At 62.1% G+C, this 14,293-nt stretch carries 14 protein-coding genes and 1 pseudogene; 12 read left to right on the plus strand and 3 right to left on the minus strand.

The features are described 5' to 3' along the window. The 3 genes and pseudogenes from BTH42_RS36190 to BTH42_RS30300 all read right to left on the minus strand — a co-directional run. Nucleotides 1-134 (minus strand): annotated as a pseudogene (locus tag BTH42_RS36190) (2-methylcitrate synthase); the annotation flags it as partial. Between the two features lie 65 nt (nt 135-199). Next, entirely contained in the window at nt 200-1,207 is a 1,008-nt protein-coding gene (locus BTH42_RS30295; protein ID WP_075304866.1) for a CoA ester lyase, read from the minus strand. A gap of 190 nt (nt 1,208-1,397) precedes the next feature. Then, nucleotides 1,398-2,381 (minus strand): malate dehydrogenase, encoded by a 984-nt coding sequence (locus tag BTH42_RS30300; RefSeq protein ID WP_075304867.1) that lies wholly within the window; start codon nt 2,379-2,381, stop codon nt 1,398-1,400. A gap of 491 nt (nt 2,382-2,872) precedes the next feature. Between BTH42_RS30300 and BTH42_RS30305 the strand changes: the two genes are divergently transcribed. The 12 genes from BTH42_RS30305 to asd all read left to right on the plus strand — a co-directional run bounded on the left by BTH42_RS30305 (nt 2,873) and on the right by asd (nt 14,174). Beyond that, nucleotides 2,873-3,673, plus strand: a complete 801-nt coding sequence (locus BTH42_RS30305) for a GntR family transcriptional regulator (RefSeq protein ID WP_075304868.1) — start codon at nt 2,873-2,875, stop codon at nt 3,671-3,673. Between the two features lie 157 nt (nt 3,674-3,830). Next, the gene (gene sdhC / locus BTH42_RS30310) at nt 3,831-4,247 is read left to right on the plus strand and encodes a succinate dehydrogenase, cytochrome b556 subunit (RefSeq protein ID WP_075304869.1); all 417 of its coding nucleotides are present in this window, start codon (nt 3,831-3,833) and stop codon (nt 4,245-4,247) included. Between the two features lie 3 nt (nt 4,248-4,250). Then, nucleotides 4,251-4,619 carry a succinate dehydrogenase, hydrophobic membrane anchor protein gene (gene sdhD / locus BTH42_RS30315; RefSeq protein WP_075304870.1) on the plus strand — a complete coding sequence of 123 codons (369 nt, stop codon included), beginning with the start codon at nt 4,251-4,253 and terminating at the stop codon, nt 4,617-4,619. Nucleotides 4,620-4,623: 4 nt separating this feature from the next. Beyond that, nucleotides 4,624-6,399 (plus strand): succinate dehydrogenase flavoprotein subunit, encoded by a 1,776-nt coding sequence (sdhA, locus tag BTH42_RS30320; RefSeq protein ID WP_075304871.1) that lies wholly within the window; start codon nt 4,624-4,626, stop codon nt 6,397-6,399. Between the two features lie 26 nt (nt 6,400-6,425). Beyond that, nucleotides 6,426-7,130 (plus strand): succinate dehydrogenase iron-sulfur subunit, encoded by a 705-nt coding sequence (locus tag BTH42_RS30325; protein ID WP_075304872.1) that lies wholly within the window; start codon nt 6,426-6,428, stop codon nt 7,128-7,130. Nucleotides 7,131-7,215: 85 nt separating this feature from the next. Further along, complete coding sequence (locus BTH42_RS30330; RefSeq protein ID WP_075304873.1) at nt 7,216-7,488, plus strand: succinate dehydrogenase assembly factor 2; 273 nt, start codon at nt 7,216-7,218, stop codon at nt 7,486-7,488. A gap of 72 nt (nt 7,489-7,560) precedes the next feature. Continuing rightward, entirely contained in the window at nt 7,561-8,862 is a 1,302-nt protein-coding gene (gltA, locus tag BTH42_RS30335) for a citrate synthase (protein WP_075304874.1), read from the plus strand. Nucleotides 8,863-9,192: 330 nt separating this feature from the next. Next, nucleotides 9,193-10,602 carry a 3-isopropylmalate dehydratase large subunit gene (gene leuC, locus BTH42_RS30340; RefSeq protein ID WP_075304875.1) on the plus strand — a complete coding sequence of 470 codons (1,410 nt, stop codon included), beginning with the start codon at nt 9,193-9,195 and terminating at the stop codon, nt 10,600-10,602. Between the two features lie 5 nt (nt 10,603-10,607). After that, nucleotides 10,608-10,766, plus strand: a complete 159-nt coding sequence (locus tag BTH42_RS30345; protein WP_028196115.1) for an entericidin A/B family lipoprotein — start codon at nt 10,608-10,610, stop codon at nt 10,764-10,766. 86 nt (nt 10,767-10,852) lie between these two features. After that, nucleotides 10,853-11,506 (plus strand): 3-isopropylmalate dehydratase small subunit, encoded by a 654-nt coding sequence (gene leuD / locus BTH42_RS30350; protein ID WP_075304876.1) that lies wholly within the window; start codon nt 10,853-10,855, stop codon nt 11,504-11,506. A gap of 86 nt (nt 11,507-11,592) precedes the next feature. Next, nucleotides 11,593-12,660 (plus strand): 3-isopropylmalate dehydrogenase, encoded by a 1,068-nt coding sequence (leuB, locus tag BTH42_RS30355; protein ID WP_075304877.1) that lies wholly within the window; start codon nt 11,593-11,595, stop codon nt 12,658-12,660. A 392-nt stretch (nt 12,661-13,052) separates the two neighbouring features. Continuing rightward, nucleotides 13,053-14,174, plus strand: coding sequence for an aspartate-semialdehyde dehydrogenase (asd, locus tag BTH42_RS30360; RefSeq protein ID WP_075304878.1), 1,122 nt, complete (start codon nt 13,053-13,055; stop codon nt 14,172-14,174). The last annotated feature ends 119 nt before the right edge of the window (nt 14,175-14,293 follow it).

Raw genomic sequence — 14,293 nt, forward strand, 5'->3', positions numbered from 1 at the left:
CCGGTCTTGCCGACCGTGCACAGCGCGGTGTTGCCCGCGGTCACGCCGGACAGCGCGACGGATTTTTTCGGCTTGAAGCCGCTTTGTGTCTCGTTGCCGCCCGCTGCACCGGCGGTTTGCGTCGTGTCGCTCATCTTCCGCGTTCTCCTGTGTGCCGGCTCAATGCGGCCGGTTCAAGCGCTTCGCTGATGCCACCTGCTTACTGTCCGTTAGCGCCCACTTTCGCAAACAGCGGCGCCGCGTCTTCCGGAATCGCGCGACCGGTGCTCTGCGCACGGCGCAGCACCGACCAGTAATAGCGATAGCTCGCGCGATCGTGCAGCGTATCGCCGTAGCGCGTCGGCCCCCATTGGGCGGACTGCGCGGCCAGCAGGATCGCGGTGGCCGTGGCGATTTCCTCGTCGCGCGGCGCGAACGCGGCGACGATCGCCTCGATCTGCGCCGGGTGGATGCTCCACATCCGCGTGTAGCCGAATTCGTTGCGGGCGCGCAGCGCGTCGTTCGCGACCACGCTCATGTCGCGCACTTCGGTGCTGACGTTGTGCGACGGCACTTTGCCGAACGCATGGCAGGCCGCCGAGATTTCGAGCTTCGCGCGCCGCACCAGCGGGTGATCGAACTGGCCGGGCGAGCGCATTGCGGTGTCGGGGATCGCGCCGTCGTGCGCGGAGACGAAGTCCATCAGGCCGAAGCTCAACGCTTCGACGCCGGGCAGCGCGGCCAGTTCGAACACGCGCGTGAGCGCGCCATGCGTTTCGACCAGTAGTTGCACCGGCACCGGCTGCGCGATGCCGAGTTCGCGCCGCGTCGCCTCGATGAACGCGATCATTTCGGCGGCATCGGGCACGTTGCGGATTTTCGGCAGTGTGATGTAAGCGGGTGCTCGCTTCGCCGCGCGCAGAATCAGGCGCACGTCGTCGCGCCAGTGCGCGTGAGCGAAGTCGTGGATCCGCACGCCGACGCGGCCGAAGCGGTCGTGCTCGCTGCCCAGCAGCGACGCGACCAGCTCCGCGTGCTCGGCCTCGCGGCCGACCTGCGCGCCGTCTTCGCAATCGAGCGTGATATCGAATACCGGGCCGAGCTGCTGCTGCAGCGCGAGCGATTTGAGCATCAGCTTTTCGCTGCCGGCGTAGTGATCGCAGGCGGGCAGCACGGCGGGAGGCACTTCACCATCAAACAGCACTTCGGCTGGTGTGAGAACGCGCATCTTCGGCGGGTAGGGCGTGGGAGGTTAGAGGAGACCGGATCCGAACGTGCTCTGCGCGAGGGCTGCCGGGCAGCGGCAAAACACGTTCGGATCAGGGGCGGAGCGACTCGATCGCGAGGCACTCCGCACGAAAAAAACCGGAATCCGTCGCATGGCAGCTTCGGTATTCCGGTTTGTTCGCATCAGAGGCTTAGCCCAGCAGGTGCTGAACGCCTTCGCGCTCTTCGAGCAGTTCCTGCAGCGTGCCGTCCATCTTTTCACGCGAGAACGCATCGATTTCCAGACCTTCGACGCGCTTGTACTCGCCGTTTTCGCAGGTCACCGGCACGCCGTAGATGATGTCTTCGGGGATGCCGTACGAGCCGTCCGACGGGATGCCCATCGTGACCCACTTGCCGTTGGTGCCGAGCACCCAGTCGCGCACGTGGTCGATCGCAGCGTTAGCCGCCGATGCCGCCGACGACAGGCCGCGCGCTTCGATGATCGCCGCGCCGCGCTTGCCGACGGTCGGGATGAACGTGTTGCGGTTCCATTCTTCGTCGTTGATCAGCTTGGTCAGGTCCTGACCTTCTGCCGTTGCAACGCGGAAGTCCGGGTACATGGTCGGCGAGTGGTTGCCCCACACGGCGAGCTTTTCGATCGACGCGACCGGCTTGCCCGACTTGGCGGCCAGTTGCGACAGCGCGCGGTTGTGGTCCAGACGCAGCATGGCGGTGAAGTTCTTCTTCGGCAGATCCGGTGCCGACTTCATTGCGATGTAAGCGTTGGTGTTAGCCGGGTTGCCGACGACCAGCACCTTCACGTCGCGGCTGGCGACGTCGTTCAGCGCCTTGCCCTGAACCGTGAAGATTTCGGCGTTGGCCGACAGCAGGTCCTTACGCTCCATGCCTTTCGAGCGCGGACGTGCGCCGACGAGGAGGGCGACGTCTGCGTCCTTGAATGCGACCTTCGGGTCGTCCGTGATCACGACGCCCGACAGCAGCGGGAATGCGCAATCATCCAGTTCCATCACGACGCCTTTGACGGCGCCTTGCGCTTGCGGCAGATCGAGCAGTTGCAGGATCACCGGCTGGTCCTTGCCGAGCAGGTCGCCATTGGCGATGCGGAACAGCAGGGAGTAAGCGATTTGACCTGCGGCGCCGGTGACGGCAACGCGCTTTGCGGGCTTAGCCATTGAGAAATCTCCAGGACGATGCGTTAGACGCTAGGGAAAACGCCATTCTATATGCGCGTTCAGCGTAGCGTTATGAAACACGGCGGAATTCACTGTTCGCGTGCGGACCCGGAATACGCCGGGGCCGGAGGCGCGCTGCGGCAAGACCGCCATGCCGGAAAGCTGTACTGCCGAGCGGGACGGGGATGGTGGCGCTGGGACCGCCGCTGCACGGTGCGGGCTCCTGCAAACAGCGCGTTTCGGCAAGCGTCTGGCCAGCGGATGGCGGCGAATCGAAACCTGGACTGCGTGGGGAACGGCATGGCACAGATGGCTGCCGGAGCGTCGCGGCGCTGCAACAAAAAAACGCCGAAAAACCCGCAAACCCTTGCTCGACAAGGAGTGTAGGAGTCGACATCGACAAAGTCAACATTATCTTATGTCTTATATAAGACATATCTATCCCTGGAAAAGTCTGGACGCGGCCGGGGCCTTTATGATGAAATGCGCGGATGAATTCGAACCCGGCGAACCCTGTGAACCCGAATGGCCAAGGGGCCGCGGGCGAAGCCGTATCCGCCGCCACCGCGGCCGCGTCGCCTACGTTCAGCCCTTTGTATCAGCAGATCAAGGGCTTGATTACGCAGAGCCTCGAGAGCGGCGAATGGAAGCCGGGCGAAATCATTCCCAGCGAGGTCGAACTGGCCGCCCGCTATAAGGTGAGCCAGGGCACGGTGCGCAAGGCGATCGACGAACTTGCGGCCGACAACCTGCTGGTGCGCCGTCAAGGCAAGGGCACTTTCGTTGCAACGCACAACGAAGAGCGCGCGCAGTTCCGCTTCCTGCGGCTGCTCGCCGACGACGGCGCCGAGCATCCGCACGTGAGCCGCCTGCTCGAATGCCGGCGGCTGCGGGCCTCGGCGGAGATTGCCCGGCAGTTGGACCTGAAGCCGGCCGACCCGGTCGTGCTGATCAAGCGTCTGCTGCAGTTCGACGGCGAAGTCACGGTGCTCGACGAGATCTGGCTGCCCGGCGCGGTATTTCGCGGGCTCACGCTGGAGCGGCTGTCCGAGTACAAGGGGCCTCTCTACGCGATGTTCGAGGCGGAATTCGGCACCCGCATGATTCGCGCGACGGAAAAAATCCGCGCGGTCGCGGCGGAGCCTTCCGTGGCGGACCTGCTGCATGTGCCGGCGGGTTTTCCGTTGCTCTCGGTCGAGCGCGTGTCCTATACATATGGGGATCGTCCGGTTGAAGTCCGGCGTGGTTGGTATGTCACAACCGGGTATTACTATCAGAACGATCTCAGTTAAATCGGGCTGAAACGAGGTGCGGCGTCCCGTACGCCGGCCATTCAGAAGGCGCATTCATTGCGCGCGCAGCAAAGGACTCATGGTGGTTTTCGCTGCAGCGCGATATGAAAAGGCGCTAAAATTGCGGATTAGTGTGACTACATAGTAGGGGTCTAGCATGGCAGAAGCCGTAAAAAAACCGAGGCCGGAATTCCGGAATATCGGTCTTGGGCAAATATTGACGGCATACCGTCTCCCGCTAGCGGGGCGCGTGTCGATTCTGCACCGCGTGAGCGGCGCGTTGTTGTTTCTTTCTCTTCCGTTCCTGCTGTACCTCTTCGATCAGAGCCTGACTTCCGAGCTCAGCTTCCAGGTCTTCAAGGGTTTCCTCTCCAACATCATCGTCAAGCTGATCACGCTGGTTCTCGCGTGGGCTTACATGTTCCACTTCTGCGCCGGCGTCCGTCACCTGCTGATGGATACGAACCACGACGCGGTCTCGAAGGAAAAGGGTAAGTCGACCTCTATCGTCGTGCTGGTCGTGTCGTCGCTGCTCACCATCGCATTCGCGGCAAAACTGTTCGGAGCATTCTAAAAAATGGCAGCCAATAACCGAATCGGTTCGAAGCGTCTCGTTGTCGGCGCACATTACGGCTTGCGCGACTGGCTCGCGCAGCGCGTCACCGCCTGCGTGATGGCGGTGTACACGGTGATTCTGCTCGCATGGTTCTTCCTCGCGCGCGACTTCTCGTACGACGGCTGGGCGTCGATCTTCGCGACGCAGTGGATGAAGCTCGCCACGTTCGTCACGCTGCTCTCGCTGTTCTACCACGCGTGGGTTGGTATCCGTGACATCTGGATGGACTATGTGAAGCCCGTTGGCACGCGTCTCGTCCTGCAGGCGTTGACGATCCTCTGGCTGCTCGCATGTGCGGGCTACGCTGCGCAGATTCTCTGGAGAGTGTAAAAGAATGGTTGCAATCAAAAATTCTCTGCCGCGTCGCAAGTTCGACGTGGTCATCGTCGGCGCGGGCGGCTCGGGAATGCGCGCGTCGCTCCAACTCGCGCGTGCGGGTCTGTCGGTTTGCGTGCTGTCCAAGGTGTTCCCGACGCGTTCGCACACGGTTGCTGCTCAGGGCGGCATCGGCGCTTCGCTCGGCAACATGAGCGAAGACAACTGGCACTACCACTTCTACGACACGATCAAGGGCTCCGACTGGCTCGGCGACCAGGACGCGATCGAGTTCATGTGCCGTGAAGCACCGAACGCCGTCTACGAACTCGAACACTTCGGCATGCCGTTCGACCGTAACGCGGACGGCACGATCTATCAGCGCCCGTTCGGCGGCCATACCGCGAACTACGGCGAAAAGCCGGTGCAACGCGCTTGCGCGGCGGCTGACCGTACCGGTCACGCGCTGCTGCACACGCTGTACCAGCAGAACGTTGCTGCCAAGACGCAATTCTTCGTCGAATGGATGGCGCTGGACCTGATCCGCGACGCCGACGGCGACGTGCTCGGCGTGACCGCGCTGGAAATGGAAACCGGCGACGTCTACATCCTCGAAGGCAAGACCACGCTGTTCGCCACGGGCGGCGCGGGCCGGATCTTCGCGGCATCGACCAACGCGTTCATCAACACCGGTGACGGCCTCGGCATGGCGGCCCGTTCGGGTATCGCGCTGCAGGACATGGAATTCTGGCAATTCCACCCGACCGGCGTGGCCGGCGCGGGCGTGCTGATCACCGAAGGCGTGCGCGGCGAAGGCGGGATTCTGCGTAACTCGAACGGCGAGCGTTTCATGGAACGCTACGCACCGACGCTGAAGGACTTGGCGCCGCGCGACTTCGTTTCGCGTTCGATGGACCAGGAAATCAAGGAAGGCCGCGGCGTGGGTCCGAACAAGGATCACGTGCTGCTCGACCTGTCGCACATCGGCGCAGAGACGATCATGAAGCGTCTGCCGTCGATCCGCGAAATCGCGCTGAAGTTCGCGAACGTCGACTGCATTAAAGAGCCGATCCCGGTTGTGCCGACCATCCACTACCAGATGGGCGGTATCCCGACGAACATCAACGGCCAGGTCGTTGGTACGCCGAAGGGTCACGAAGAAGTCGTCAACGGTTTCTACGCAGTGGGCGAATGCTCGTGCGTGTCGGTGCACGGTGCAAACCGTCTCGGCACGAACTCGCTGCTCGACCTCGTGGTGTTCGGCCGTGCGGCCGGCAACCACATCGTCAAGCACGTGAAGGAACTGAAGGAACACAAGCCGCTGCCGGCAGATGCTGCCGACTTCGCGCTGTCGCGTCTGGCCAAGCTGGACAGCTCGTCGTCGGGCGAGTATGCGCAATCGGTCGCGAACGACATCCGCGGCACGATGCAGAAGCACGCTGGCGTGTTCCGTACCTCGGCCCTGCTGGCTGAAGGTGTCGAACAGATCCGCGAAGTCGCGGCACGCGTCGACAACATCCATCTGAAGGACAAGTCGAAGGTCTTCAACACGGCCCGTATCGAAGCGCTCGAAGTGGCGAACCTGATCGAAGTGGCACGCGCCACGATGGTCTCCGCCGAAGCGCGCAAGGAAAGCCGTGGCGCGCATGCGCAGAACGACTTCGAACATCGTGACGACGAAAACTGGCTGCGCCATACGCTGTGGTTCAGCGAAGGCGATCGCCTCGACTACAAGCCGGTTCACATGCAACCGCTGACCGTCGAATCGGTGCCGCCGAAAGCGCGTACCTTCTAAGGCACAAGTCAAAGGAATTCAGAGAAATGGCCAAGCGTACATTTGAAATCTACCGCTACGATCCGGACAAGGACGCGGCACCGCGCATGCAGACGTACGAAGTCGAAATCGACTCGCACGAGCGCATGCTGCTCGACGCGCTCGTCAAGCTGAAGGCGCTCGACGAAACCCTGTCGTTCCGTCGCTCGTGCCGCGAAGGCGTGTGCGGTTCGGACGCAATGAACATCAACGGCAAGAACGGCCTCGCGTGCCTGACGAACCTGAACGACCTGCCGCAGAAGATCGTGCTGCGTCCGCTGCCGGGCCTTCCCGTCGTGCGCGACCTGATCTGCGACTTCACGCAGTTCTTCAACCAGTATCACTCGATCAAGCCGTACCTGATCAACGATACGCCGCCGCCGGAAAAGGAACGTCTGCAGTCGCCGGAAGAACGCGACGAGCTCGACGGTCTGTACGAATGTATCCTGTGCGCCAGCTGCTCGACCTCGTGCCCGAGCTTCTGGTGGAACCCGGACAAGTTCGTCGGCCCGGCAGGCCTGCTGCAAGCCTATCGCTTCATCGCTGACAGCCGCGACGAAGCGACCGGCGAGCGTCTCGACAACCTGGAAGACCCGTACCGTCTGTTCCGTTGCCACACGATCATGAATTGCGTCGACGTTTGCCCGAAGGGCCTGAACCCGACCAAGGCGATCGGCAAGATCAAGGAATTGATGGTTCGCCGCGCAGTCTAGGATGAAATAGCCCGCACGCTTCTTCGCGTACGCTGCCCCTCCGGGGGCGGTTCGTTAGCCTGGGAGCGGAGCGGCGCTTACTGCTATGAACGAAACATCGCATCAGTCCGACCCCCTCCGCCGCGCGCGTCTTCGTTGGCGTGCACGGCGGGGCCTGCTGGAAAACGATCTGATTTTCGAGCGTTTTTTCAGCCGATATGAGCATGACCTCAGCGATGCCGACGTCGGCGCTCTCACGCGCCTGCTCGAGCTGAGCGATAACGACCTGATGGACTTGCTGCTCGCGCGCAAGGAACCGGAAGGCGATCTGGCCGACCCGGACGTGGTCCGGGTTCTGGAATTGCTGCGCAACGCTTGAGCGCCGCCAGTCCGCTGTTCCAGGCGTGCAATTATCGAAACCCTGTAACCATACTTCGATTGAGGATGTGCTATGACCCCGTCAGATGTTAAAGCCACGCTATCGTTCAGCGATAATTCGCCGAGCGTTGAAATGCCGATTTACAAGGGCACGATTGGCCCGGACGTAATCGACATTCGCAAACTGTACGGCCAGACCGGCAAATTCACGTACGATCCGGGCTTCATGTCGACGGCGTCGTGCAATTCGGCGATCACCTACATCGACGGCGACAAGGGCGAACTGCTCTACCGCGGCTACGCGATCGACAACCTCGCGCAAAACGCCGACTTCCTCGAAACCTGCTATCTGCTGCTGAACGGCGAACTGCCGACGGCTGCGCAGAAGGAAGAATTCGTCGGCACCGTCACGAAGCACACGATGGTGCACGAGCAGATGCAGTTCTTCTTCCGCGGCTTCCGCCGCGACGCGCACCCGATGGCGATTCTGGTCGCCGCGGTCGGCGCACTGTCGGCGTTCTATCACGACTCGCTCGACATCAATAACCCGCGTCACCGTGAAGTGTCGGCGATCCGCATGATTGCCAAGCTGCCCACACTCGTCGCAATGGCGTACAAGTACAGCATCGGTCAGCCGTTCGTTTATCCGAAGAACGACCTGTCGTACAGCGCGAACTTCATGCGCATGATGTTCTCGAACCCGTGCGAAGAGTACAAGGTCAACGACGTGCTGGTGCGCGCGCTCGACCGTATCCTGATCCTGCACGCAGACCACGAACAGAATGCATCGACCTCGACCGTCCGTCTGGCCGGTTCGTCGGGTGCGAATCCGTTCGCATGTATCGCTGCGGGTATCGCATGTCTGTGGGGCCCGGCGCACGGTGGTGCGAACGAAGCCGCGCTGAACATGCTGGAAGAAATCGGCTCGGTCGACAACATTCCTGAGTTCATCAAGCAGGTGAAGGACAAGAACTCGGGCGTGAAGCTGATGGGCTTCGGTCATCGCGTGTACAAGAACTACGACCCGCGTGCGAAGCTGATGCGCGAGACCTGCCACGAAGTGCTCGAAGAACTGGGCCTGCACGACGACCCGCTGTTCAAGCTGGCAATGGCACTCGAAAAGATCGCGCTCGAAGACGAATACTTCGTGTCGCGCAAGCTGTACCCGAACGTCGACTTCTACTCGGGTATCGTGCAGCGCGCGCTGGGCATTCCGACGTCGATGTTCACGTGTATCTTCGCGATGGCACGTACGGTCGGCTGGATTGCACAGTGGAACGAAATGATCGCTGATCCCGAACAGAAGATTGGCCGTCCGCGTCAGCTGTTCATCGGCGACACGCTGCGTGAAGCGAAGCCGCTCGCGCAACGCTAAGCAGCGCTGAGCGACAGCGCTCCGCGCTCCGGTTTGCGGCACATTCATTCGTGCCGCACCAGAGTGCGAAGCCTGAGTGAATAAAACGCCCCAACGGGTTTCCCGTTGGGGCGTTTCTGTTTGCGCGGCCACTTCTTGATCGCGGCATGCGGCGCATTCAGTCGAGACGGTCCCGCAGGCTTGCCGGGTAACACCGATACAGGTATCGCCACTACCACCCAACTCCCTGTTTTTTATCGGTTTTCTGCCTCGATGAGGGCTCCGCGCCGTCTAACTGCGTGGCATAATCGACCGACATAGCAGCCCGAAGTCATTACTACCCCGCATACCATGGCACAGACTCTCTACGACAAATTGTGGAACACCCACGTGGTCCACACGGAAGACGACGGCACCGCGATTCTCTATATCGACCGCCATCTGCTGCACGAAGTGACCAGCCCGCAGGCATTCGAAGGCCTGAAGATGGCCGAGCGTCCGGTATGGCGCATCAGCGCGAACCTGGCCGTGTCCGATCACAACGTGCCGACTACCGACCGTAGCCACGGCATCGCCGATCCGGTCTCGAAGCTGCAAGTCGACACGCTCGACACGAATTGCGACGCCTTCGGCATCACGCAGTTCAAGATGACCGATGTGCGTCAGGGCATCGTCCACATCATCGGACCGGAGCAGGGCGCGACGCTGCCGGGCATGACGATCGTCTGCGGCGACTCGCACACGTCCACGCACGGCGCGTTCGGCGCGCTCGCGCACGGCATCGGCACGTCGGAAGTCGAGCACGTGCTGGCCACGCAAACGCTGCTGCAGAAGAAGAGCAAGAACATGCTCGTGAAGGTCGAGGGCCAACTGCCGCGCGGCTGTACCGCGAAGGACATCGTGCTCGCGATCATCGGCAAGATCGGCACCGCGGGCGGCACCGGCTACGCGATCGAATTCGGCGGCTCGACGATTCGCGCGCTGACCATGGAAGGCCGCATGACGGTCTGCAACATGGCGATCGAAGCGGGCGCGCGCGCCGGCATGGTCGCGGTCGACGACACCACGGTCGAATACCTGAAGGGCCGTCCGTACTCGCCGCAGGGCGTCGAGTGGGATCACGCGGTCGAGTACTGGAAGCAGTTCAAGTCCGACGAAGGCGCGCAATTCGACCGCGTGGTCGAGCTGAACGCCGCCGATATCGTGCCGCAGGTCACGTGGGGCACGTCGCCGGAAATGGTCACGTCGGTCGACGGCCGCGTGCCGGATCCGGAGCGCGAAAAGGACCCGGTCAAGCGCGACGCGATGGAACGCGCGCTCAAGTACATGGCGCTCGAGCCGAATGCGCCGATCGAGTCGATCAAGCCGGATAAAATCTTCATCGGGTCGTGCACCAACGCGCGCATTGAAGACATTCGCGCCGCGGCTTACGTCGTGAAGAAGCTGGGTCGCCGCGTGGCGCCGAACATCCGTCTGGCGATGGTCGTGCCGGGTTCGGGGCTCGTGAAGGCGCAGGCGGAGCGTGAAGGCCTCGACAAGGTCTTTACCGACGCCGGCTTCGAATGGCGCGAGCCGGGTTGCTCGATGTGTCTCGCGATGAACGCCGACCGGCTCGATCCGGGCGAGCGTTGCGCGTCCACGTCGAACCGCAATTTCGAAGGTCGTCAGGGCGCCGGTGGTCGCACTCACCTGGTGAGCCCCGCGATGGCGGCAGCCGCGGCCATCGAAGGGCATTTCGTCGATATTCGCAAGCTTGGATGACTCGCATGATGAAGAACATGAATCGCACCACTCTATTGCGCCGCTTCGCACTCGGTACGCTGGCCGGGCTTCTGCTCGGTCTGGCCGGTTGCAACACGGTGCACGGATTTGGCGAGGACATGTCGCACCTCGGCAATTCGATCAGCAATCACGCTGACAAATAAGCGGTTTTTGATTTTTACCGGCGCTGCGGCGCGCGGCTTTCACGCCGCCAGCCGCAGCGTCCGGTCTTCAGACAGGCGCAAGCGTCATGGATAAATTCATCGTACACACCGGCGTCGTGGCGCCGCTCGATCGCGAGAACGTCGACACGGACGCGATCATTCCGAAGCAGTTCCTGAAGTCGATCAAGCGCACGGGCTTCGGTCCGAACGCATTCGACGAATGGCGCTACCTCGACCACGGCGAGCCGGGTCAGGACAACTCGAAGCGTCCGCTGAACCCGGACTTCGTGCTCAACCAGCCGCGTTATCAGGGCGCATCGGTGCTGCTCGCGCGCAAGAATTTCGGTTGCGGCAGCTCGCGCGAACACGCGCCGTGGGCGCTGCAGCAGTACGGCTTTCGCGCGCTGATCGCGCCGAGCTTCGCCGACATCTTCTACAACAACTGCTTCAAGAACGGCGTGCTGCCGATCGTGCTGACCGAACAGCAGGTCGATCATCTGTTCAACGAAACGTATGCGTTCAACGGCTTCGAGCTGACGGTCGACCTCGACGCGCAAGTCGTGCGCACCGCCGACGGCACGACCGCCTACCCGTTTGAAGTTGCTGCATTCCGTAAGTACTGCCTGCTGAACGGCTTCGACGACATCGGTTTGACGCTGCGTCATGCCGACAAGATTCGTCAGTATGAAGCCGAACGTCTCGCGAAGCAGCCGTGGCTGAACAACCGCCTCGTCGGTTAAATGCGTGAGGGCATCGGCGCACCAGGGTGCGCTGGCCCGCGCGCGGTTCGCGCTCCCAGTCTCGACATAATCATCAAGGAATTCGCATGAAGATCGCAGTGTTGCCGGGCGACGGCATCGGTCCCGAAATCGTCAAGGAGGCCGTCAAGGTCCTGAACGTGCTCGGCGAGAAGTTCGAACTCGAAGAAGCGCCGGTCGGCGGCGCGGGCTACGAAGCGAAGGGCCATCCGCTGCCCGATTCGACGCTCGCTCTGGCGAAGGAAGCCGATGCGATCCTGTTCGGCGCGGTCGGCGACTGGAAGTACGACAAGCTCGAACGCGCGCTGCGTCCGGAGCAGGCCATTCTCGGCCTGCGCAAGCATCTCGAACTGTTCGCGAACTTCCGCCCGGCGATCTGCTATCCGCAATTGACCGGTGCGTCGTCGCTGAAGGAAGAGATCGTTTCGGGTCTCGACATCCTGATCGTGCGCGAACTGAACGGCGACATCTACTTCGGCGCGCCGCGCGGCGTGCGTTCGTCGCCGGACGGCCTGTTCGCCGGCGCGAAGGAAGGCTTCGACACGATGCGTTATGCGGAGCCGGAAGTGCGCCGCATCGCGCACGTCGCATTCCAGGCGGCGCAAAAACGCGGCAAGAAGCTGTGCTCGGTCGACAAATCCAACGTGCTCGAAACGTCGCAGTTCTGGAAGGACGTGATGATCGACGTGTCGAAGGAATACGCGGACGTCGAGCTGTCGCACATGTACGTCGACAACGCGGCGATGCAGCTCGTGAAGGCGCCGAAATCGTTCGACGTGATCGTGACCGGCAACATGTTCGGCGACATCCTGTCCGACGAAGCCGCGATGCTGACGGGTTCGATCGGCATGCTGCCGTCGGCGTCGCTCGACAAGAACAACAAGGGCTTGTACGAGCCGTCGCACGGTTCGGCGCCGGACATCGCCGGCAAGGGCGTTGCAAATCCGCTCGCCACGATCCTGTCGGCGGCGATGATGCTGCGCTATTCGCTGAACAAGGCGGAGCAGGCCGATCGCATCGAAAGCGCGGTGAAGAAGGTGCTCGAGCAGGGCTATCGCACCGGCGACATCCTCACGCCGGGTTGCAAGCAGGTCGGCACCGCCGCAATGGGCGACGCGGTCGTCGCGGCGCTGTAATGCGGAGCGCGCGAACGCGCGTTCAGGTAGTAGGCAATCCGTAGTTTTGCAGTCAATTCGCCGGGCTGTGAAAAGCCCGGCATCTACGAATCGGCCTGTTTTTCAGGCCGATTCGCGCTTGATCCGCTGCATCGTGTGACTGGCGCGCCGCGAGGCGCCGCCGGACTCGAGTTTTCGTGTATATTGTGTCGATGGCCCAGATCTCCCAAATCTCCTCGATTTCCAAACAGCACGGCATCACTGCCCGTGCGATCGAGTTCGCCATTACCATCAAAACGATTACCCCGAAAACGATCACGAAGCGCTGATCGTCCGTTGTGTCCGCCCATCTTCCCCGCGCGGTCACTGCGGGCAAAGATGCGGGGAAGTTTCCATTCGAAGGGTATGAAGTCATGAACGTAGGTCTCGTAGGTTGGCGCGGCATGGTCGGCAGCGTCCTGATGCAACGCATGCAGCAGGAAGGCGATTTCGACTTGATCGAACCGGTGTTTTTCAGCACCAGCAACGCGGGCGGCAACGCGCCGTCGTTCGCCAAGAACGAGACCAAGCTCAAAGATGCGACAAGCATTGACGACCTGAAGAAGTGCGACGCGATCATCTCGTGCCAGGGCGGCGACTACACCAACGAAGTGTTCCCGAAGCTGCGCGCGGCGGGCTGGAACGGCTACTGGATCGACGCGGCTTCGTCGCTGCGCATGAAGGACGACGCGGTCATCATTCTCGATCCGGTCAACCTCGACGTGATCAAGAACGCGCTCGTTAAGGGCCAGAAGAATTTCATCGGCGGCAACTGCACGGTCAGCCTGATGCTGATGGCGCTGGGTGGCCTGTTCCGCGAAAACCTCGTCGACTGGATGACGGCGATGACGTACCAGGCGGCTTCGGGCGCCGGTGCGCAGAACATGCGCGAGCTGCTGTCGCAAATGGGCACGCTGAACGGCGCGGTGAAGAACGAGCTGGCCGATCCGGCTTCGGCGATTCTCGACATCGACCGCCGCGTGCTGGAAGCGATGAACAGCGACAGCATGCCGACCTCGAACTTCGGCGTGCCGCTCGCCGGCTCGCTGATTCCGTGGATCGACAAGGACCTCGGCAACGGTATGTCGAAGGAAGAGTGGAAGGGCGGCGCCGAAACCAACAAGATTCTCGGCAAGCCGGCCATGGGCACGCCGGGCTCGATTCCGGTCGACGGCCTGTGCGTGCGGATCGGCGCAATGCGCTGCCACTCGCAGGCGCTGACGATCAAGCTGAACAAGGACGTGCCGCTCGACGAAGTGAACGACATCCTCGCGTCGGCCAACGACTGGGTGAAGGTCGTGCCGAACGAGCGCGAAGCGTCGATGCGCGATCTGTCGCCGGCGGTCGTCACCGGCACGCTGACGGTGCCGGTCGGCCGCGTGCGCAAGCTCGCGATGGGCGGCGAATATCTGTCGGCGTTCACGGTCGGCGATCAGCTACTGTGGGGCGCGGCGGAACCGCTGCGTCGCATGCTTCGCATTGTGCTCGACAAGTAAAGTAAACTACGCGCTCACGACGCGTAGACAACTCAAGAAGCGTCGCGCTTGCGCGGCGCTTTTTTCATTGTGTGCTCCGATCATCTTGTCTCTTTCCATCCGCAAAACAGGCCGCGCGC

The organism is Burkholderia sp. SRS-W-2-2016 (assembly GCF_001931485.1).
In the GTDB taxonomy this organism is placed as follows: domain Bacteria; phylum Pseudomonadota; class Gammaproteobacteria; order Burkholderiales; family Burkholderiaceae; genus Paraburkholderia.

What these genes read in the sequence shown, in the direction of transcription:
- BTH42_RS30295 (WP_075304866.1), bottom strand. Translation starts at nt 1,207, where the DNA reads ATGCGCGTTCTCACACCAGCCGAAGTGCTGTTTGATGGTGAAGTGCCT.
- BTH42_RS30300 (WP_075304867.1), bottom strand. Translation starts at nt 2,381, where the DNA reads ATGGCTAAGCCCGCAAAGCGCGTTGCCGTCACCGGCGCCGCAGGTCAA.
- BTH42_RS30305 (WP_075304868.1), top strand. Translation starts at nt 2,873, where the DNA reads ATGAATTCGAACCCGGCGAACCCTGTGAACCCGAATGGCCAAGGGGCC.
- sdhC (WP_075304869.1), top strand. Translation starts at nt 3,831, where the DNA reads ATGGCAGAAGCCGTAAAAAAACCGAGGCCGGAATTCCGGAATATCGGT.
- sdhD (WP_075304870.1), top strand. Translation starts at nt 4,251, where the DNA reads ATGGCAGCCAATAACCGAATCGGTTCGAAGCGTCTCGTTGTCGGCGCA.
- sdhA (WP_075304871.1), top strand. Translation starts at nt 4,624, where the DNA reads ATGGTTGCAATCAAAAATTCTCTGCCGCGTCGCAAGTTCGACGTGGTC.
- BTH42_RS30325 (WP_075304872.1), top strand. Translation starts at nt 6,426, where the DNA reads ATGGCCAAGCGTACATTTGAAATCTACCGCTACGATCCGGACAAGGAC.
- BTH42_RS30330 (WP_075304873.1), top strand. Translation starts at nt 7,216, where the DNA reads ATGAACGAAACATCGCATCAGTCCGACCCCCTCCGCCGCGCGCGTCTT.
- gltA (WP_075304874.1), top strand. Translation starts at nt 7,561, where the DNA reads ATGACCCCGTCAGATGTTAAAGCCACGCTATCGTTCAGCGATAATTCG.
- leuC (WP_075304875.1), top strand. Translation starts at nt 9,193, where the DNA reads ATGGCACAGACTCTCTACGACAAATTGTGGAACACCCACGTGGTCCAC.
- BTH42_RS30345 (WP_028196115.1), top strand. Translation starts at nt 10,608, where the DNA reads ATGATGAAGAACATGAATCGCACCACTCTATTGCGCCGCTTCGCACTC.
- leuD (WP_075304876.1), top strand. Translation starts at nt 10,853, where the DNA reads ATGGATAAATTCATCGTACACACCGGCGTCGTGGCGCCGCTCGATCGC.
- leuB (WP_075304877.1), top strand. Translation starts at nt 11,593, where the DNA reads ATGAAGATCGCAGTGTTGCCGGGCGACGGCATCGGTCCCGAAATCGTC.
- asd (WP_075304878.1), top strand. Translation starts at nt 13,053, where the DNA reads ATGAACGTAGGTCTCGTAGGTTGGCGCGGCATGGTCGGCAGCGTCCTG.